This is a genomic window from Streptomyces davaonensis JCM 4913 (assembly GCF_000349325.1).
GTDB lineage: Bacteria > Actinomycetota > Actinomycetes > Streptomycetales > Streptomycetaceae > Streptomyces > Streptomyces davaonensis.
Window position 1 is genome coordinate 1,008,406 of record NC_020504.1, and the last position, 19,025, is coordinate 1,027,430.

Here is a 19,025-nt window from a genome sequence, read left to right on the forward strand (position 1 = left end):
GGGGCTGCCAGACTCCGGTGAATGCCCGACTTCGACATGCTCGTCCTCGGATCCGGTCCGGGTGGCCAGAAGGCCGCCATCGCCGCGGCCAAGCTGGGCCGCAAGGTGGCCGTCGTCGACCGCCCCGACATGGTCGGCGGGGTCTCCATCCACACCGGCACCATCCCCTCCAAGACACTGCGCGAGGCGGTGCTCTACCTCACCGGCCTCACCCAACGCGATCTGTACGGCCAGAGTTACCGCCTCAAGGAAGACATCACCGTCGCCGACCTGATCTCGCGCACCCAGCACGTGGTGGGCCGCGAGGTCGACGTCATCCGCAGCCAGCTCTCCCGCAACCAGGTGGCCCTGTACGCCGGGACCGGACGGTTCGTGGACGACCACACCGTCGCCGTGCGCGAGGTCACCGGACATGAAAAGCTGCTCACCGCCGAGCACATCGTGATCGCCACCGGCACCCGGCCCGCGCGGCCCGCCAGCGTCGAGTTCGACGGGCGCACGATCATGGACTCGGACAATGTGCTCAACCTGGAGCAGGTGCCGCGCTCGATGGTCATCGTCGGCGCGGGGGTCATCGGCATGGAGTACGCCTCCATGTTCGCCGCGCTCGGCAGCCGGATCACGGTGGTGGAGAAGCGCGCCGGGATGCTCGACATGTGCGACGTCGAGGTCGTGGAGTCGCTCAAGTACCAACTGCGGGACCTGGCCGTGACGTTCCGCTTCGGGGAGACGGTCGCCGCCGTGGAGCGGCACCCCCGCGGCACGGTCACCGTGCTGGAGAGCGGCAAGAAGATCCCCGCCGAGGCGGTGATGTACTCGGCGGGCCGGCAGGGCCTGACCGATGATCTCGACCTGGACAAGGCCGGTCTGACGGCGGACCCGCGCGGCCGGATCTCGGTCGACGAGCACTACCGCACCGAGGTGCCGCACATCTACGCCGTCGGCGATGTGATCGGCTTCCCGGCACTCGCCGCGACCTCCATGGAGCAGGGCCGCACCGCCGCCTACCACGCCTTCGGGGAACCCGTCGGCCGGATGCACCACCTCCAGCCGATCGGCATCTACACCATCCCCGAGATCAGCTTCGTCGGCCGTACCGAGGACCAGCTCACCGAGGAGCTGGTGCCGTTCGAGGTCGGTATCTCCCGCTACCGCGAGCTGGCCCGCGGGCAGATCATCGGCGACTCCCACGGCATGCTGAAGCTGCTGGTCTCCCCCGAGGACCGCACGCTGCTCGGGGTGCACTGCTTCGGCTCCGGAGCGACGGAGCTGATTCACATCGGGCAGTCGGTGATGGGCTGCGGCGGCACGGTCGACTATCTGGTCGACGCGGTGTTCAACTACCCGACGCTCGCCGAGTCCTACAAGGTGGCCGCGCTGGACGCCACCAACCGGCTGCGCCAGGTCGACCGGATGGACGACTAGCACGGCAACAGCCCTGCTCCGAACAGCGTTTCGGGCCGCCTTCCGCCAAAGCCCCACCCTGTCCTGAGCAGTCGGCGGGTGGGGCTATCATCACTCATCACTTGCACACACGGTGTGATCGTGTGCCGACTCTGCGGCGGCACGGCCGCCGCCACCCCCTACTTCTCGTGCGACCCCCCACCCCCCATACGGCGTCCAGGTTTCCGGTCTCCTGGCGACGTGCACGACGGAAAGCAGCACAGGCCATGAGCAACAACAGGGGCCGAGGGCTTCAGGCAGGCGCCCTCGGCACGTTCGACACCGTGGTGATGGCCGTCGCGGGCAGCGCTCCGGCGTACTCGCTCGCCGCGACCACCGCGGTCCTGGTCGGGGCGGTGGGGACGGCCAGTCCGGCCGCGTTGCTGTACTGCGCGATACCGATGCTGGGGATCGCCCTGGCGTTCAGCTATCTGGGCCGTATCGATGTGAATGCGGGCGCCAGTTACTCCTGGGTGGGCCGAACTCTCCATCCTTTCCTGGGCTTTCTCAGCGGCTGGGCGCTGGTGGTGTCGGCGACCATCTTCATGGTGGCCGGTTCGCTGCCCGCCGGATCGATGACGCTGGCCCTGTTCGACGAGCAACTCGCCGAGAACACCGCCCTGTCCACGCTGGTGGGCGCGGCCTGGTTCGTGCTCATGCTGCTGGTGGTGCTGGGCGGCGCCCGGCTCACCGTGCGCGCCCAGCTCGTGATGTCGGGGGTCGAACTCGCCCTGCTGGCGCTGTTCGCGGTGCTCGCCGTCTTCCACACCGACAACGCCCGCGCCTTCGACTGGTCCTGGTTCGGCCTCGGCCAGTTCGACGGCGTGTCGGGCTTCGCCTCGGGCGCGCTGATCGCCGCGTTCTACTACTGGGGCTGGGACGTCACCAGCAATCTCAGCGAGGAGACCCGCAACAGCCGCCGTACGGCGGGCATCGCGGGTCTGATCGGACTCGGCGTGGTGTTCCTGCTGTTCGAGGTGTTCACCATCGCGGTGAACGTCATCCTGTCCGCCGGCCAGGTCCACGCCAACGAGGCCAATGTGCTGGCGGTGCTCGGTGCGGAGATCTGGCCGGGCTGGGGCGGGAAGCTGCTGATCGTGGCGGTGATGCTGTCCACGGTCGCGACCCTGGAGACGACGCTCATCCAGGTCACGCGCTCCCTGTTCGCGATGGGCCGGGACCGCACGATGCCGGGCGCGCTGGGCAAGGTGCACCGCACCTGGAACACGCCGTGGGTGGCGATCGCCGTGGTCGGCGCGGTGGCGCTGGTGATGTTCGTCGCCTCCAACGCCCTCGGCACGGTCGGCGACATCCTCTCCGACGCCATCTCCGCGATCGGCCTCCAGATCGCCGTCTATTACGGCCTGACCGGCCTCGCGGTCGTCGTCGCCTACCGCAAGATGCTGCTGAAGTCGCCGGCCAACTTCGTCCTCGGCGGGGTGTGGCCGCTGTTCGGCGCCCTGTTCATGTTCTGGGTGTTCGTGGAGTCGCTCGGCGGACTGAGCCCCGCCGCCGTGGTGATCGGCATCGGCGGACTGGCCGCCGGTCTTGTCCCGATGGTCTGGTACTGGCGGCGCGGCAGCGACTACTACCGGCCCGCCAAGCTGGACGCCGCCCACGCCATCGCGCCGGACTACGTGCCCGCGGGCCATCCGCCCGCGCACGTCCGCGTCCACGAGGGTCTGCCCACCGACTTCTGAGGGGCCCGCGATGGCGCGAGACCGCTACACCCCCGACTTCGACCCCGACTGCGGCGACGCGCCCCTGACCTCCGCCCGCCAGGACATCGTCATCGGACGCTGGCAGGGACTGCGCGACCTGCTGCGCATCACCGGCCCCGACTGGCTCTCCCGGGGCCACCGGGTGCGCATGCTGGCCCAGGCCTGCGCGGGCAGTTCGACGATGGAGTCCTGGCTGGCCGCCGAGCCGAACAGCGCCGACGCGCTGGTGCTGCGGGCGGCAACCGAGACCGCCCGCGCGTTCAACCTGGCCATCGCCGCCGGCCGGGGCACCCCGATCGACCAGCGGCGCGTCGACGCGGCCGTACTGGCGTGTCTCAAGGCCGCCGAGTCCTATGTCGACGATCCGACGCCGTGGATCTCGCTGATCTCCGTGGCCCGGCTGTACCCCTCCGGGGTGCGGCGGCGGGAACTGGCACGCTGGTGGGACGAGTTGCACCGGCGCGATCCGTACAGTGTGGAGGGGCACCTCCAGGTGCTGCACTACTACTCGGCGCGCTGGCACGGCACCCACGGCCTGATGTACGACTTCGCCCGCGACGCGGCCGGGGTGGCCCCACCGGGCTGCCCGCTGCCGGTGCTGGTCCAGTACGCGCGGGTCGAGGAGTACCGCTACGCCCTGGACGCCGCCCACGGGCGGACCTCCGCCATGGGCCTCGGGCAGCACTGGGACCACGACGTGGCGGCCGGTGACGTACGGCGGACCTGGCAGCGCTGGGTGATGGGCCGCGAGGCGCACGCGGTGGCGCCCGGCGAGCTGCGCGATCTGCACTACCTCACCCACGCCGCCTGTCTCGCGGGGCTCCCGGACATCGCCACCGCGCTGCTCAGGATGACGGGCCGCCGGGCGACCCGCACCCCGTGGTCGTACACCGGGGACCCGGTGAAGCAACTGGCCAAGTGGAGCAAGGAGTTGCTGCCGCACGGCTGAGAGCGTGGGTCACGGGGCGGCGGTGGGCCCGTCCGGCCGGCTTCGGCGCTGCTCGATCATCTCGCGGCTCAGCTGCTCCGTCTCGGCTTCCGCCAGCCGCTCGAAGCCGTCCTCGGTGATGACCGAGACGATCGGGAAGATCCGCCGGTTGAGGTCCGGGCCGCCGGTCGCGGAGTCGTCGTCGGCGGCGTCGTAGAGCGCCTGGAGCGCCGCCAGGGACGCCTCGCGGCGGGACATGCCGCGGTGGAACAGCTTCTTCAACGCGCCCCGGGCGTAAGGGGATCCGGACCCCTCGGCGTGGAAGTCCTGCTTCTCGTACAGGCCGCCGGCGAGGTCGAAGCTGAAGATGCGGCCCCGTTCGCCCTCGGGCCGGGCCGGGTCGTAGCCGGTGAGCAGGGGGACCACGGCGAGTCCCTGCATGGCCTGGCCGAGGTTCTCGCGGATCATGCCCGCCAGGCGGCGCGCCTTGCCGCCCAGGGTCATCGGGATGCCCTCGATCTTCTCGAAGTGGGTCAGCTCCACCTGGTAGAGCTTGACCATGTCGAGAGCGAGCCCGACGGTCCCGGCGAAGGCGACGGCCGTGTGGTCGTCGGCCGGATGCACCTTCTCCAGATCGCGCTGGGCGATGAGGTTGCCCATGGTGGCCCGCCGGTCCCCGGCGATCAGCACACCGTCGGCGTAGGCGAGGGCGAGCACGGTCGTGCCGTGCGGCACCTGGTCGGGCGCGGCCCGCATCCCGTCCGGCAGGACGCGGCGCGTGCTGAGCAGCTCCGGGCGGTGCGCCGCGAGGAACTCGGTGAAGGAGGAGGACCCCGGGACGAAGAACTCCTCGTCCAGTCCCCCGCCGTACTCGCCGTGCGTCATGGAACTCCCCCTCGTCCGTGATCCGACAAAGGGTGTCCTACCTGAAGCGTGGCCGCGGGAAACGCAGCGCGGGTCACAGGGCCTTGCGGCGGATCAGCACTCCGAGCACCAGCAGACCGGGCAGCAACGGCAGCCACACCGTCAGCAGCCGGTACCCGAGGACGGCGGAGGCGGCCGACGCTGCGGGCGCCCCGGCCGCGGTCAGGGCGAGCGCGAGCGCCGCGTCGAGCGAGCCGAGCCCGCCCGGCGTGGGCAGCAGGGCTGCGGCGCTGCTCGCGGCGAGGTAGAGCAGCGCGACCCGCGCGGGCGGCAGTGGCAGGGCGACGGCCTGGGTGACGGCGATCAGCACCGCACAGTGCAGTACGGCGAAGGCGAGCGAGCCGCCCCACAGCGCCGCCGCCCGCCCCGGCCGGGCGTGCACGGCCCTGATGTCGGCGACGGCGGTGCCGAGCACACATCGGCAGCGCTCGCGCAACGGCCCGGCCAGTACGACGGTGAGCAGCACGACGACGGCCGTCGCGAGCAGGATCACCGGCAGGCCCGGGGCGCCGCGCGGGAGCCTGAGGACGCCGGGGCAGGCGGCGGCCAGCGAGGCGATCAGGGCGGCGCGGACCACGACTCCGGCGGTGCCCTTGACCGCCACGGCGGTGGCCGCGCGGGCGGCCGGCAGTCCGCTGCGCATGAGGAAGCGCAGGTTCACCACGCCGGCGCCGAGCCCGGCGGGCAGTACATGGTTGGCGGCGGAGGCGGCGAACTGCGCGGCCACAAGACGCCCTCGGGGCAGCCGCTCGGGCACCGCGCCCTGCTGGGCGAGGGCCGCGCACAGCCAGGTGCCGACCGCGGCCGTCGCCGCCACCAGCAGCCAGCCCTGGTCGGCCAGGGCGAGCCGGACAGCGCCGGTCTCCAGCACCGGCCAGTGCCGCCGGGCCAGCCATGCCGCGGCCACCAGGACGGTGAGGCTGAGCGCGGTGTGCCAGTAGGCGGACCGTCTTCGGGCGGGAGCGGCGACGAGCGGCTCGGGTGTCATTCCGGTCCGCCCTCGCGGGGCGCCGGCGCGATGCGGACGTCCATGCCGTCGAGCCGGTGCAGCTGCCAGTCGCGGGCGTAGGCGGGCGGCGCGCCGCCGGGCACACTCAGGGCGGCGACCGGTTCCCGGCTCGCCGTGCGCAGGATCTCCGCCCGCGTCATGTTGGCGTTGTTGCCGTGGATCGCGCCCGAGGAACAGCCCGCGTAATAGGCGATCGGGATGGCCTCGTGGCCGGTCAGCAGACAGGGCGGGCGGACGCCGAGGGCGCGCATCGCCTCGACGTCACGGGCCCACACGCCGTGGTCGCGGACCGTGCGGTCGGTGATGTGGTTCAGGACGGCGAACTGCACGGCCAGATGTCCGGCCACCGCAACCGCGAGGACGCTCGCCGCGACCGGCCGCCACCTGCCGCTCGGGGTGGTGACCAGGTGCAGCAGACCGTCGGCGACGGGGATGGCCAGCAGCGCGTAGGCGGGCAGCAGGAAGCGGGGTGCCGCGTAGCCGATGAGGAACAGGTACGGGACTGCGGCGGTGGTGGCGCAGGCCAGCGGGATCAGGGTGGGCGCGGTGCGCCCGGCGCGTACGGCGACGGCGAGCCCGAGGGCGGCGAGCAGCGGGAGCAGCACCCACCAGACGGTGAGGACCGGCTCGGGCATGGGCCCGGTGCACGGTCGGCACAGCGTCCGCCCGACCAGGCTGCGCATCTGGTCGTCCACGGCGAGATGCCAGCCGAGGTCGCCCTGGACCCGGGACGCCTGGGCGAGCCGCTCGCGCAGGCCCCCGTAGGAGGTGTACGCCTCCACCACCCAGGGGACGGCACCGGCCACCAGGCCCGCCGCGGTGACCAGGCCCAGCCGCCAGTGCCGCAGGACGGCGGCCACGGCCAGCAGGGGCAGGGCGACCCACACCGCGTCGGTCGGGCGCATCAGCGCCATGAGGGCGGCGCCGACGGCCACGCCCCACAGGGCCCGCCGGTCGGGGCGGTCGGCGGCGCGGGCGCGCAGGTAGCAGCCGACGGCGAGCAGGGCGCCGAGGGCGACCCAGAGGTTGGGCATGGCCTGCGGGCCGTAGAAAAGGGTCACCCACAGGGAGCCGAACAGGGCGCCGCCGCCGGCCAGGACCCGGGTCGGGAACAGTCCTCGCCAGGCGCGCAGGGCGAGGAAGAGGGCGATCCCGGAGAGGACGGCGAGACAGATCCGCAGCAGGCCGGTGGAGGACGACCAGGAGGCGATCGGCGCCACCAGCAGGGAGACGCCCCGGGCGCGGGGTGCGCTGAAGAGGGCCGCGGGGGCCTGGTCGCTCACCTGGCTGAGGTAGACCGTCTCGTCCCAGCCGAGCCCCATGTCCGGGGGGACGAGGAGGAGTTGCGCGGCGGTGAAGCCACCGGCCACCGCGGCGAGCAGGGCGTTGCCGCGCATCCGCCTGGACCTCCCGGACACGGCCGCCGCTTCGCGTCGCCCCATACCTACGAGCATGGCGTTCGTGTCGTGGGCCATCGTCCACCCCTGCCAGAGAAAAGGAGAAAACACGGACAAACTAACTCGGCCGGGACGGGGGCGCAGGGTTCGGTTCGGCCAGGTGCCTGACGGCCGAGCGGCACGGGCCGGATGACAGACTCGGGGCGTGTCCCTGACTTTCGACGATCTCCTTGCCCGCGCCCGCGCCCTCCCGGCCTCCGGGCACCGGGCGATCCTCGGCATCGCGGGCAGCCCCGGCGCGGGGAAGACGACCCTCGCCGAGCACCTCGTACGGGAGCTGAACGGGCTCGGGACGCCCTGGGTCGCGCACGTCCCCATGGACGGCTTCCACCTCGCCGACATCGAACTGGACCGCCTGGGCCGCCGCGAGCGAAAGGGCGCGCCGGACACCTTCGACGCGGCGGGGTACGCGGCGCTGCTGCGGCGCCTGCGCGAGGAGCCGGACCAGGAGGTGGTGTACGCGCCGGGTTTTGAACGGGTCCTGGAACAGCCGATCGCGGGCACCATCCCGGTACCGCCGTCGGCCCGTCTGGTGGTGACCGAGGGCAACTACCTCCTGCTGGGGACGGGCTCCTGGGCCCGGGTACGCCGCGAGCTCGACGAGGTGTGGTTCTGCGAGCTGCCCGAACAGGAGCGGATCCGCCGCCTGGTCGCGCGCCACGAGGAGTTCGGCAAGAGCCACGAGGCGGCGGTGGCCTGGGTGCGGGGGACGGACCAGCGCAACGCCGATCTGGTGGCCGGCACGCGCGGCCGAGCGGACCTTGTCGTACAGGTGGAGCCGGCGCTGCGGCAGGCATGACCGCGACCCGCTCCCGGCCGAGGTGCGACGGCCGCGGGCCGGTGCTGCAATTGAGTGGCGGATGCCCACGGGGGGCACCCGTGAGCACCAGGGGTGACACCGTGAGCGACGCACTCGAAGACGTGGGCCCGATCGACTACCTGGTCGTCGAGTTCCCCGGCAACCGAATGACCGGCGAGGGCTTCCCTCTGCTGGTCGACCTCGTGGACCGCGGCATCATCCGGATCATGGACCTGATGTTCGTCAGAAAGGACGAGGACGGGACCGTGAGCGGCCTGGAGATCGCGGATCTCGACGGCGACGGCACGCTCGACCTGTCCGTCTTCGAGGGCGCCTCGTCGGGGCTCCTCGGCCAGGACGACCTGGAGGAAGCGGCAGCCGCACTGGAGCCGGGCAGCTCCGCCGGCATCCTCGTCTACGAGAACCGGTGGGCCGCGCCCTTCGCCGGCGCCCTGCGCCGCAGCGGTGCCCGGCTGGTCGCCTCCGGTCGGATCCCGGTGCCCGCGCTCGTCGCCGCCCTCGACGCGGCCGAGTCCGCTCCCTGAACGAAGAGCCGCTGACGGCCGACGGGCAGAAAGGGTTCAGCCATGCCAGGTCTCCTGCGCGGAGTCGCGCGCACCGCCATCGTGTCCGGAACGGCGACCGCGGTGTCGAACCGGGTGAGCCGACGACAGCGAGGACGCTGGGCCGAGCAGGAACGCGCCCAGTACGCAACGACGGCACCCCCGACGTCGTACACCCAACAGCCGCCGACGCCGCCACCGACCCCCGACATGACCGACAAGATCGAGCAACTGAAGCAGCTCGGCGACCTCAAGGCGCAGGGCGTACTCACCGAGGCGGAGTTCGAGCAGCAGAAGCGCAGGGTGCTGGAGGCGTGAGTCGGGGTCGTCGCTAACGCAGCGTCAGCGTCGGATCGCCGGTGGCGTCGCCCGCCGGGTCTCCCAGGAGTGCCGTGAAGGACTCGGTGCGTACGGCGAGGCCCTCCTCCGTCTGCTCGAACTCCGGGGCGAACGGGCCCTGTCCGCCGTAGCGCATCGCGAACACATGCAGGTCCGCCGGGGTGTTCTTGGCGGGGTCCGCCTCCAGCACCGTCGAGGTGATCAGGTGGCGCCAGCCCTCGTCGGGGTTGCCGTAGCCGCGGGGGTCCGCCGCGAGTGCGAAGGCCGCCTGCTCCTGGGTGCGCTCCGCACGGGCGTCGAAATGGTCCGGGGTGGCCGACTCCGGGTGGGTCAGGCGGAGTTCGCCCGCGGCGACGGCATCCGGGATGGAGGTTCGGCGGACTCGGTCGCCGTCGTCGGCCGCGTAGGGGAGCCCGGCGAGCAGATAGGGGTCGCCGGGGAGCCGCTCCACGGCCACCGTCAGCCACAGGGCGGTGCCGTCGGTGACGTACAGCGACCGCACATGGCGCAGCACATGGTCGCGGCCGACGACCGGCTTGGTGACCAGCTTCGCCGTCAGGCCCTCCGCGCTCGCGTCGCGGACGCGGACCTCGCCCATCGGGCGGCACAGCAGGAAGCCGTCCACGACCGGGCCGAAGCCGTGCTGTCGGTTGATCGCCGCGGGAAGGTAGTAGGTTCCGGCCGCCTCGATCAGTGACGGCGTCATCCGGCTGTCGAAGGCCACCGACACGCTTCCCGCGCGCAGTTGGTGCCGGTACGTGGCCCGGGACGGGTTGCGGCGCCAGGGCGTCGTGTCCTGGATCTGCCAGACCAGCATGAAAGCGAAGTGGCCGTCGACACCGCCGTCCGGCTTCACCGCGTGGCGACCCCAGCGGCTGTCCCCGCGATAGCGGCCGATGTCCGCGCCGATGCGGGAGCCGAAGTAGCGCAGGCCCAGCACCGATTCAAAGCCCGAGTGCTGTTCGCTGTAGCGCGGGCCGCCGATGTCGAAGCCGCCGTTGGTCAGCCGGGCGTCGAGATACCGGGCGAGGGTGTCGCCGTCCTCCGCGAAGACCTCCTCGCCGCTCACCCGGTGGGCCTGCGCGAGGAAGGACAGGGAGATCGGGCCGTAGTTGTTGTCGTACGCGCCGCCGTGCTCGGGCGGCAGCAGCGCACCCCGGTCGCGGACCCGGTGGGCGCGGATCTCCTCGCCGTACAGGCTCAGCGCGCGGCCGCGGACCGCCTCGGCCTGCTCCGCCGGGAGGTGTCCGGCGAGCATCAGGCCGCCGACCACACAGCCGATCGCCTGGTTGCCCGCCTCCTGCGGGTTGAAGAAGGTCGCCTCCGTCAGCCAGCGCCAGTAGCCGTGGCCCAGCTCGACGAGGTCCGCGCGGAGTTCGTCGTCGATCAGTCCGTCCGTCGTGTCGAGGACGTTGACCAGTTGGAGCAGGGCCCACACCGTGCTCGGCCAGTCGCCGATCGGGTGCGCCCCGGGCTCCAGAACGTAACGGGCGTAGGGGAAACCGGAGTCGCGCACCCTCAGGTTCGGGTAGCCCGGGTTGTCCTGCGTGTACACGCGCTCGCGCAGGTGGAAGCGGAGGCTGCGCAGCACCGCCTCCGGCAGGCGGGCGTCCTTGGTGCGCGCGTGGGCGAGGGCCAGCAGGGAGGTCACGCCGAGCGAGGTGTCGCCGACGTCGTCGAGGGCGTCGGGGTGTTCGAGGTTGCCCTCGGGGGTGATGCGGGCGAGGGCCTGCTCGGCGACGTCGGCGAGGACGGCGTCGTAGGCCTCGGGAGTGTCCGGCAGGTCGTGCAAGGGGCCGCGCTGGTGCGGGAGACGCATGTGGTTTCAGCCCTTCATTCCCGACGTGGCCATGCCTTCGACCAGCCTCTTCTGGAAGATGAGGAAGCAGATGAGCGTGGGCAGGAGGGCGAGTGTCGACATCGCGAACATCGCGCCGTACGAGGAGCCGCTCGTCTGGTCGAGGAAGAGGGTCAGGCCCAGGGGGACGGTGAACTTGTCGTTCTGCTGGAGGTAGACGAGCTGGTGGAGGAAGTCGTCGTAGGTCCAGATGAAGGTGAAGATGGTCGTGGTGATCAGGGCCGGCTTCATCAGCGGCAGGATGATCTTCCAGTAGATCTGGAGGGGGTTCGCGCCGTCCATCATCGCCGCCTGGTCCAGCTCGCGCGGGATGGAGCGGATGAACTGGACCATCAGGAAGATGAAGAAGGCGTCCACCGCGAGGAACTTCGGCACGATCAGCGGCAGGAACGTGTTGATCCAGGTCAGGTTGTAGAAGATCGTGTACTGCGGGATCAGCACCGCCTGGGTGGGCAGCATCAGCGTGCCGAGCATCAGGCCGAACCAGATCTTCTTGCCGCGGAACTCGAAGCGCGCGAAGGCGTAGGCGGCCAGCGAGCACGAGATGACGTTTCCGATCACCGCGCCGATCGTGACGATCAGCGAGTTGGTGATGTAGAGCGAGAAGGAGTTGCCGGAGCCGCTCCAGCCCTCGGAGTAGTTCTCCGGGCGCAGTTGGTTCGGGATGAGCCCCGGGTGCGTGAAGATCTCGGTGTCGGGCTTGAGTGAGCTGCTCAGCATCCACAGCAGCGGGTACAGCATCACGACCGCCACCCCGATGAGCAGGGTGTGCGCGAAGATACGGCGCGAGCCGGTGAGCGAGCGGAGCCGGCCAAGGGGCGAGGCGCTCGGGGTGATGGCGGACATGGGGTGAAGGACTCCTCGCTCGGACATCAGTCGTCGTAGTGGACCCAGTAGCGGCCGGCGATGAAGTTGACCGCCGTGAAGCCCGCGATGACCAGGAACAGCACCCAGGCGAGCGCCGAGGCGTAGCCCATCTGGAGGTCGGTGAAGCCCTTCTTGTACAGGTACAGGGAATACAACATGGTCGAGTTGAGCGGTCCGCCGGAGCCGTTGCTGATCACGAACGCGGGGGTGAACGTCTTGAACGCGTCGATGATCTGGAGGACCACATTGAAGAAGACGATCGGGGTGAGCAGCGGCAGGGTGATCCGGAAGAACCGGGTGACCGGACCGGCGCCGTCGATCGCCGCGGCCTCGTAGACGTCCTTCGGCAGCTGCTTCAGTCCGGCCAGGAAGATCACCATCGGTGTGCCGAACTGCCAGACGGCCAGCAGGACCAGGGTGTAGAGGGCGGTGTCGGGGCTGGAGATCCAGTCCTGGCCCTCGATGCCGAACCAGGCGAGGAAGTCGTTGAACAGACCGTCGCCGCCGAAGACCTGCCGCCACACGATGGCGATGGCGACGGCCCCGCCGAGCAGGGACGGCAGATAGAAGGCGGCCCGGTACAGCCCGATGCCCTTCAGATCCCGGTTGAGCAGCATCGCCACACCGAGCGCGAGCGCCAGCTTCAACGGCACCGACACCAGGACGTAGACCAGCGTGGCGTGCACCGAGTCCCAGAAGACCGGGTCGTCGGCGAACATCCGCTCGTAGTTGTCCGCCCCGATCCACTGCGCCTCGGTGAGCAGGTCGAAGTCGGTGAAGGACAGATAGAGCGAGTCGAGCATCGGATAGATCGTCAGCCCGAAAAGACCGACGAACCAGGGGGCCAGGAAGAGGTACGGCCACCATCCCCCGCCCCGCCGTCTGGCGAGGCGCCGCCGCATACGGTCACGCTCCCGCAGATCGGACGGAGCGGCGGAACCCACCGCCTCCTTCACGACCGCGTCACTCTGCGCGGTGGTCATACTCATCTCCCTGGCCCAACTCCCGGTCTCACAAAGGATTGCGGCTGCCGCAACTCCCTAAGGGGCGCGGGGCTGCATCTACTTGCGGCTCCGCCGCAGGGCGCGACCAGCCACAACGCAGCAGCAGACGAACGACGGACCTAACCGCCCAAGATCCCAGCTGCCTGATCAAAGAACTCCCCGAGCTGCGCCTTGATCGACTTCTTCCCGAAAGCCACAGCCAGATTGGACTGGAACAACAGATCCCAGATCTGATCAGCCCCCTGCGGCGGCGGCACCGGCGCCGGCAGCGCATTGCTCGCCTTGGACACCCGCTGCGCGACGTAGTCCGCGTTCTCCATGTTCAGCTTGTCCGTCTCGGTCAGCCCCGAGGCGATCAGGTTGCGGGCCTTCTCCGTCGGCGGAATGCCCCGCAGCAGCTGCATGTCCTTGATCGCGGTCTCGTCCTGCGCGAAGAAGTCCATGATCTTCACCGAGTCGGCGACCTTCTTGCTCGCCTTGGTCGCGCTGAGCAGCACACCACCGTTGACGAAGTTGCCCTCACGGGCGCCTGAGAAGTCGCCCTGCGGAGTGGGCAGGAAGTCCAGCTGCGCGTCGGTGATGGAGCCGCCCGCGCCGTAGACACCGGAGTCGAAGGTGAACAGGGCCTTGCCGATGACGACCGCGTTCTTGGTGAGGTCGTTGTGCGCGGCGGAGGTGATCGCGGGCGGCGGCGAGGCGTTCGCCTTGCGCATGTCCGCCCAGTACTCCCACCACTCCTGAAGCGTCTCGGAGGTGAAGCCGAGCTCCTTGCCGTCGTCGGAGAAGAACGTCTCGCCGTGCTCGCGGGCGAAGACCTCGAAGGCCTGGAGGGTGCCGCCACCGCCGTCGTCGACGCCGTGGGTCTTGCCGCCGCTCTTCTTGTGGACCTGGGTGGCGATCTCCCTGAGGTCGGCCCAGGTCCACTCGCGGTCGGGCAGCTTCAGGCCGAGCTCCTCCAGGGCGCTGCGGTTGACCGTGAGCTGGTTGACGCCGATGCCGGAGGGGACGCCGTAGAGCTTGCCGTCGACGGTGCCCGCGGCGAGCAGGGTCTTGGAGAAGCCGGTGAGGTCGAGCGTCTTGCCCACGTAGGAGTCGAGCGGGGCGAGGACGCCCTTGCGCGCGTACTGGGCGACCAGCGCGGTGTCCATCTGGAGCAGGTCGGGGGCGCTGCCGCCGGCGATGTTGGTGTTGAACTTGTCGAAGTACCCGTCGTAGCCGGAGTACGTCTCCCGGATCTTGATCTTCGGGTTCGACTTCTGGAAGGAGGCCAGCGCCTTCTTGTACGCCGCGTGCCGGTCGTCGCTGCCCCACCAGATCATGGTCAGGTCGCTGCTGGTGCTGCCGGCTCCGGTGCCGCCGCCGCAGGCGCTGAGGGCGCCGCCGAGGGTACCGGCGACGGCGAGGCCGCTCGCGGTGCGGAAGAGGGTTCTGCGCGAGATCTGGTGACCCACCGGGTCCTCCCTGGATGTGCGTGACGGATCGCCCGCCGGCCGTTGCGGCTCGGGATCCTTGTGGATGGCGCCTTCCGGATTGCCGCGACCTCGCCCGGTCGCGCGGCCCTGACGGGCGGGGTCCACGGCCGTCGTCCCGGCCATGTCCGGACGAGCACGCCCTCGTCCGGCTCGCCGTACGTCGTACGGCTCGATGCCCCGCCCTGAACCGGGTCCCGCCGGTTCAGAAAGCGCTTGTCCGGACATTGGCAGAAGCGGCCGGAGTCCGTCAATGCCTGCCCGGGTCCCCGCCGGTCACGGTTTGGATTCCGCGGGCCACCGCGAGCCGGGTGGCCCCGACGACGGTGCCGTTGTCGCCGAGGGCGCTGCTGACCACGTCGGTGGGCCAACTCAGCTCGGCGAGGGCCGCGCGGACACCGGGCAGGAGCTGCGGGCGGGCGCCGACGGCGCCGCCGAGCACGATCAGGCCCGGGTCCAGTACGGCGGAGACCGCGGCGGCGAGCCGACCGATGTCGGCGGCGTGCCGGGCGACCACCGCGGCGGCGGTGGCATGCCCCTCGTCGGCGAGCGCGAACAGCCGCTCGGCGGTCCGCGGACAGGGCCCGTCGGCGTCCCGCCACGCCTCGGCCGTACGCCGCAGCAGGGACCCCACGCCCATGTGCTCCTCCAGGGCCTCGCGGCGCGGCTCGCGGCCCTCGTCCCAGGGGTAGGGCAGGCGCGCGACCTCACCGGCGGCGCCATTCGCGCCGCGCAGCACGCGGCCGCCGATGACGACGCCGAGGCCGATGCCGACGCCGATGCGCAGATAGCCGAAGGTGTCACGGCCGAGCGCCGCGCCTTCGTGCAGTTCGGCGAGGGCCGCGCAGTTGACGTTGTTCTCCAGGTGGACGGGGACGCCCGGCGGGAGCGCGACGGCCATGGCGTCGTAGACGGGTCCGGCCTTGGCGGTCGCGGGGCGCATGCCGGTGCCGTCCCGGTCGCGGGTGGTGACATCGCCGACGGCGACGACGACGGTGCGCAGCGGGGCGTCGGCCGGCAGCGCGGCGAGGACCGTGCGGACGGTGTCGGCGGCCTCGGCCCGTGGGCCGTCGCCCTCGGCGAGCAGGGTGCCGTCGAGGGCGCAGCCGCGCACCCGGGTCCGGTCGGGGCCGAGGTCGACGGCGAGGACGGAGCCGGCGGCGGCGCCGAGCCGGTAGACGGCGGCGGAGCGGCCGGTGGCGCCGGCGGCGGTGCCGGAGTGGGCCGCGAGGCCGACGGCCTCCAGCTCGGCGACGGCGGAGGACACGGTCGGTTTCGAAAGTCCCGCATCGGCCGCGAGCCGGGGACGGGTGGCGGCGCTCGCCCCGGCCAGCACGGCGAACACCGCACGCGCGCTCTCGCTCAGGTCCATGGTCTCCCCAGGTCGTGCTGTGGCCGTCCGGTCTTCGTTCGTCCGGCCGCAAGGATCGTTCGGCGTCGGGTGAGCGGACAACCCGGGGATCAGCACCGGGATTTCCGCGCCTCTTGACGCACCCTACTTCGTTAGTTAACTTCCTAACGAACTCTGGCGGTACTCGCCTGCCGCACTCCTCAGAAGCCTGTCCCGAGGCTTCCCTACCAACATCCTGCCCAGCCACGGTTCGCCCGCCGTCGCAGACCACTGCAACGACGAAAGAGATTCCGTGCAGGACGTTTCTCTCCCGGCCCCGCTGGTGGTCGGTATCGACGTGGGCGGCACCAAGACGCATCTGCGCGCGATCGCGGGCGCGGACCTGGTCGCCGACCGCGTCCGGGCCAGCACCGGCTGGCGGCCGCACGATCCGGTGGCCGCGGCCGGCTGGCTCGCCGCGCTGGTCGCCGAGTCCCTGCCCCAGGGCAGCCGCCCGGCGGCCGTGGCGGTCGGCGGCCACGCCTGTGAGACCCCGCGCCAGTGCGCTCAGATCCGCACCGCGGTGCAGTTGCATTTCGACGCCCCCGCGCTGGTCGTGGGCGACGCCGAACTGCTGGTGCCCGCCGCCGGTCTGGACAAGGGCGTCGGCTTGGTGGCCGGCACCGGTTCGGTCGCCGTCGGACGGCTGCCCGACGGCAGCCCGCTCCAGGTCGGCGGCTGGGGCGCGGTCCTCGGCGACGAGGGCGGCTCGGCCGGTCTGGTCCGGGAGGCCGTACGGGCGGTCTGGGCGGCGCACGACCGCGGCGACGCGCCCGACGCACTGACCGAAGGTCTGCTCGACGCCTTCGAGGTCGCTGAAGTGCCCGCGTTGGGCGCCGCGTTGGAGTCCGCCCAGGACGTCTCCGCCGCCTGGGGCGCTCACGCTCCGGTGGTGTTCGCGGCGGCCAAGGCCGGTTCGGCGCTCGCCCGGTCCGTGGTTGCCGAGGGCGGCCGGTCGCTGGCCGGGCTCGTGCAGCGGCTCGCCACACGCGGGGTCCCGGTGGATGACGTGGTGATCGCGGGCGGCACGATCCTCGCCCAACCCGCGCTGTACGACGCCTTCGTGTCGGTGCTTGCAGAAAGCGTGCCTCACGCACGGCCGACTCCCTTGAGAGTTCCGCCGGTCCAGGGCGCGATAGCGCTTTCTAGTTCACTTCTCTGACACCGCCCGGCCGCCGGCCGCTCCCGCGACCGACACAACTCGCCCGTAGATGTTCGCTCGATCCCCCGGCCGCAGGGCCGAAGAACTCCAGAGAGGCAGTCGCATGCCGTCCACCGCCGGGCACCGGTCCCACGCGTCGGTCAGTGAAGTCGCCCTGAACAGAAGGGGTTTCCTCAGGACGTCCCTGGGCGCCTCGGCCGGAGTGCTGGCAGCCCCCGCCTTCGTGACCTGGCTGGCCGCCGCGGACGCCAAGGCCGCCGCCGGTGCGGCAGCGTTCGTCGACGACTACCGGACCAACGTCGTCGCGAACCTCACCCCAGAGACCAACGCGGTGATCCGGATCCTCGGCGGCTTCGCCGAGGTGTGGAAGACCGGCGACGCCTGGAACACCGGCGTGCCGCTCATGCCCGAGGTGCTGCGCGCCAACGTCCGCCACTGCGTGCGCGTCACGACCACGCGGACCGAGGAGCAGGCCAAGCAGGCGTTCGTCGTCGACCGCCAGCACCAGAGCTACGCGATGATCGCCGCACTGGGCCCGCTCGCCGACCTGTACCGGTTGGGCGCCAAGGCGGTCACCTCGATCACCGGCGCTCCCGACGGTACCCCGGACACCAAGATCAGCGACACGCTCCCCGCCGACGCCCCGGCCGGATCAGCGCTCGGCGCGGGCTCGCAGAGCTCGGATCTCGGCAAGGTGGCCCAGCTGGTGGACACCGTGCGCGGCCCGTTCGCCTCCGGCAACCCGGCCAAGTTCGCCTACCAGTACCCGCGTCCGTGGCGGATGAACGAGGACAGCGAGGTCGTCGAGACCGGGCGGACGGACGCGCTCGGCTTCCCGGTGTACGACTCCGAGGTCGTCGTCGCCCCGCAGTTGCTGCGTCAGCGCAGCGCCGACCCGGCCGAGGACGGCGGCTTCCCCAGCGGTCACACCAACGCCCTGCACCTGGCCGGTCTGGCGTTCGCGTACGCCGTCCCCGAGCGGTTCCAGGAACTGGTCACGCACGCCTTCGCCCTCTCCGACACCCGGATCGTGGCCGGTATGCACTCCCCCGTCGACGTCATCGGCGGCCGCGTGATGGCGACGGCGCTCGCGGCGGCCGCGCTGGCCGACCCGGCGAACGCGGAGCTGAAGGCCGCGGCCCGCGCCCAGGCGCTGGCCTACTTCGAGGCGCGGACCAGCGAGCAGGATCTCTTCGCCTACGCCCACTCGGCCGGCACCGACACCGACCCGTACGCCGACCGGGAGTCCAACGCCCGCTCCGTGCGCCCGCGTCTGACGTACATCCTCCCCCAGCGCGGCCGTGACCTCCCGCTGACTGTGCCGAAGGGCGCCGAGGTGCTGCTGGAGACGCGGCTGCCGTATCTGGACGCGGCGCAGCGGCGCGCCGTGCTGCGCAGCACGGCGCTGCCCTCCGGGTACGTCCTGCTGGACGGCTTCGAGCAGTGGGGCCGGCTGAACCTGTTCGCCGCGGCGGACGGCTACGGCGCCTTCGACACCGACGTCACGGTCACGCTGGACGCGGCGGCGGGCGGCTTCCACGCGACCGACAGCTGGCACAACGACATCGTCGGCGACGGCTCGCTGACCAAGCGCGGCACCGGCACGCTCACCCTGACCGGCGGCAACCGCTACGACGGCGGCACCGTGGTGGAGGGCGGTGCGCTGGTCGCCGGTTCGTCCCGGGCCCTGGGGCGCGGGGACGTCCGGGTGGCGCACGGCGGAACGCTGCGCGTGGCTGCCACGACGCGCGTCGAGGGCGGCTACGTCCAGGACTCCGGCACGCTGGAGGCGACGCTGCGCACCGGGCGCGGGCCCGCGCTGTGGGTGAAGCGGCGCGCCCGACTCGAGCGGGGCGCGGTGCTCTCTCTGCGCCTGGACGCCGAGCGGCCGCCGGCCGTAGGCAGCACGGTGCCGGTGCTGCACGCGGCGGCGCTGCGCGGACAGTTCGACCGGATCGAGCTGAACTCCGACCGGCTGCGGGCCGTACCGGTGTACACGGCGGAGGGTCTGTCGGTACGACTCCTGAAGCGGTGACGCCGCTGGTGGCGGGAGCTGGTGCACAGTAGGCGCATGAGGCGCAGCACCCCTCCC

At 71.5% G+C, this 19,025-nt stretch carries 16 protein-coding genes; 8 read left to right on the forward strand and 8 right to left on the reverse strand.

Annotated elements, in window-relative coordinates:
- Positions 1 to 21 precede the first annotated feature (21 nt).
- From sthA to BN159_RS04475, 3 genes are all read left to right on the forward strand, one after another.
- Positions 22 to 1,425 carry a Si-specific NAD(P)(+) transhydrogenase gene (gene sthA, locus BN159_RS04465; RefSeq protein WP_015655715.1) on the forward strand — a complete coding sequence of 468 codons (1,404 nt, stop codon included), beginning with the start codon at positions 22 to 24 and terminating at the stop codon, positions 1,423 to 1,425.
- 245 nt (positions 1,426 to 1,670) lie between these two features.
- Positions 1,671 to 3,143: an APC family permease gene (locus BN159_RS04470; protein WP_015655716.1), complete on the forward strand. Its 1,473-nt coding sequence runs from the start codon at positions 1,671 to 1,673 to the stop codon at positions 3,141 to 3,143.
- Positions 3,144 to 3,153: 10 nt separating this feature from the next.
- On the forward strand, positions 3,154 to 4,113 hold the full coding sequence (locus BN159_RS04475; RefSeq protein ID WP_015655717.1) for a hypothetical protein: 960 nt from the start codon (positions 3,154 to 3,156) through the stop codon (positions 4,111 to 4,113).
- 9 nt (positions 4,114 to 4,122) lie between these two features.
- On the opposite strand, the gene prcB is transcribed toward BN159_RS04475, so the two are convergent.
- The 3 genes from prcB to BN159_RS04490 form a co-directional block, all read right to left on the reverse strand.
- Complete coding sequence (gene prcB, locus BN159_RS04480) at positions 4,123 to 4,977, reverse strand: proteasome subunit beta (protein ID WP_015655718.1); 855 nt, start codon at positions 4,975 to 4,977, stop codon at positions 4,123 to 4,125.
- Between the two features lie 73 nt (positions 4,978 to 5,050).
- Positions 5,051 to 6,004 (reverse strand): lysylphosphatidylglycerol synthase domain-containing protein, encoded by a 954-nt coding sequence (locus tag BN159_RS04485; RefSeq protein WP_015655719.1) that lies wholly within the window; start codon positions 6,002 to 6,004, stop codon positions 5,051 to 5,053.
- The gene (locus BN159_RS04490) at positions 6,001 to 7,500 is read right to left on the reverse strand and encodes a hypothetical protein (protein ID WP_041818814.1); all 1,500 of its coding nucleotides are present in this window, start codon (positions 7,498 to 7,500) and stop codon (positions 6,001 to 6,003) included. Before BN159_RS04490 ends, BN159_RS04485 begins: the two co-directional genes overlap by 4 nt.
- A gap of 127 nt (positions 7,501 to 7,627) precedes the next feature.
- On the opposite strand from BN159_RS04490, the gene BN159_RS04495 reads away from it, so the two are divergent.
- From BN159_RS04495 to BN159_RS04505, 3 genes are all read left to right on the forward strand, one after another.
- Positions 7,628 to 8,281: a nucleoside/nucleotide kinase family protein gene (locus tag BN159_RS04495; RefSeq protein ID WP_015655721.1), complete on the forward strand. Its 654-nt coding sequence runs from the start codon at positions 7,628 to 7,630 to the stop codon at positions 8,279 to 8,281.
- A 101-nt stretch (positions 8,282 to 8,382) separates the two neighbouring features.
- Positions 8,383 to 8,826, forward strand: a complete 444-nt coding sequence (locus BN159_RS04500; RefSeq protein ID WP_193384271.1) for a DUF6325 family protein — start codon at positions 8,383 to 8,385, stop codon at positions 8,824 to 8,826.
- A gap of 42 nt (positions 8,827 to 8,868) precedes the next feature.
- Positions 8,869 to 9,162 (forward strand): SHOCT domain-containing protein, encoded by a 294-nt coding sequence (locus BN159_RS04505; protein WP_015655723.1) that lies wholly within the window; start codon positions 8,869 to 8,871, stop codon positions 9,160 to 9,162.
- A gap of 13 nt (positions 9,163 to 9,175) precedes the next feature.
- Here BN159_RS04505 and BN159_RS04510 read toward each other — a convergent pair whose 3' ends face one another.
- The 5 genes from BN159_RS04510 to BN159_RS04530 all read right to left on the reverse strand — a co-directional run bounded on the left by BN159_RS04510 (position 9,176) and on the right by BN159_RS04530 (position 15,753).
- Positions 9,176 to 11,002 (reverse strand): hypothetical protein, encoded by a 1,827-nt coding sequence (locus BN159_RS04510; protein ID WP_015655724.1) that lies wholly within the window; start codon positions 11,000 to 11,002, stop codon positions 9,176 to 9,178.
- 6 nt (positions 11,003 to 11,008) lie between these two features.
- Positions 11,009 to 11,887, reverse strand: coding sequence for a carbohydrate ABC transporter permease (locus BN159_RS04515; protein ID WP_015655725.1), 879 nt, complete (start codon positions 11,885 to 11,887; stop codon positions 11,009 to 11,011).
- 26 nt (positions 11,888 to 11,913) lie between these two features.
- Positions 11,914 to 12,891, reverse strand: coding sequence for a carbohydrate ABC transporter permease (locus BN159_RS04520; RefSeq protein WP_015655726.1), 978 nt, complete (start codon positions 12,889 to 12,891; stop codon positions 11,914 to 11,916).
- A gap of 140 nt (positions 12,892 to 13,031) precedes the next feature.
- Positions 13,032 to 14,363, reverse strand: coding sequence for an ABC transporter substrate-binding protein (locus BN159_RS04525; RefSeq protein WP_015655727.1), 1,332 nt, complete (start codon positions 14,361 to 14,363; stop codon positions 13,032 to 13,034).
- Positions 14,364 to 14,631: 268 nt separating this feature from the next.
- On the reverse strand, positions 14,632 to 15,753 hold the full coding sequence (locus BN159_RS04530) for an ROK family transcriptional regulator (protein WP_015655728.1): 1,122 nt from the start codon (positions 15,751 to 15,753) through the stop codon (positions 14,632 to 14,634).
- Between the two features lie 271 nt (positions 15,754 to 16,024).
- Between BN159_RS04530 and BN159_RS04535 the strand changes: the two genes are divergently transcribed.
- Together BN159_RS04535 and BN159_RS04540 are read left to right on the forward strand one after the other, a co-directional pair.
- Positions 16,025 to 16,933, forward strand: a complete 909-nt coding sequence (locus tag BN159_RS04535) for an N-acetylglucosamine kinase (RefSeq protein WP_015655729.1) — start codon at positions 16,025 to 16,027, stop codon at positions 16,931 to 16,933.
- A 103-nt stretch (positions 16,934 to 17,036) separates the two neighbouring features.
- Positions 17,037 to 18,968, forward strand: a complete 1,932-nt coding sequence (locus BN159_RS04540; protein WP_015655730.1) for a phosphatase PAP2 family protein — start codon at positions 17,037 to 17,039, stop codon at positions 18,966 to 18,968.
- Positions 18,969 to 19,025: the final 57 nt, after the last annotated feature.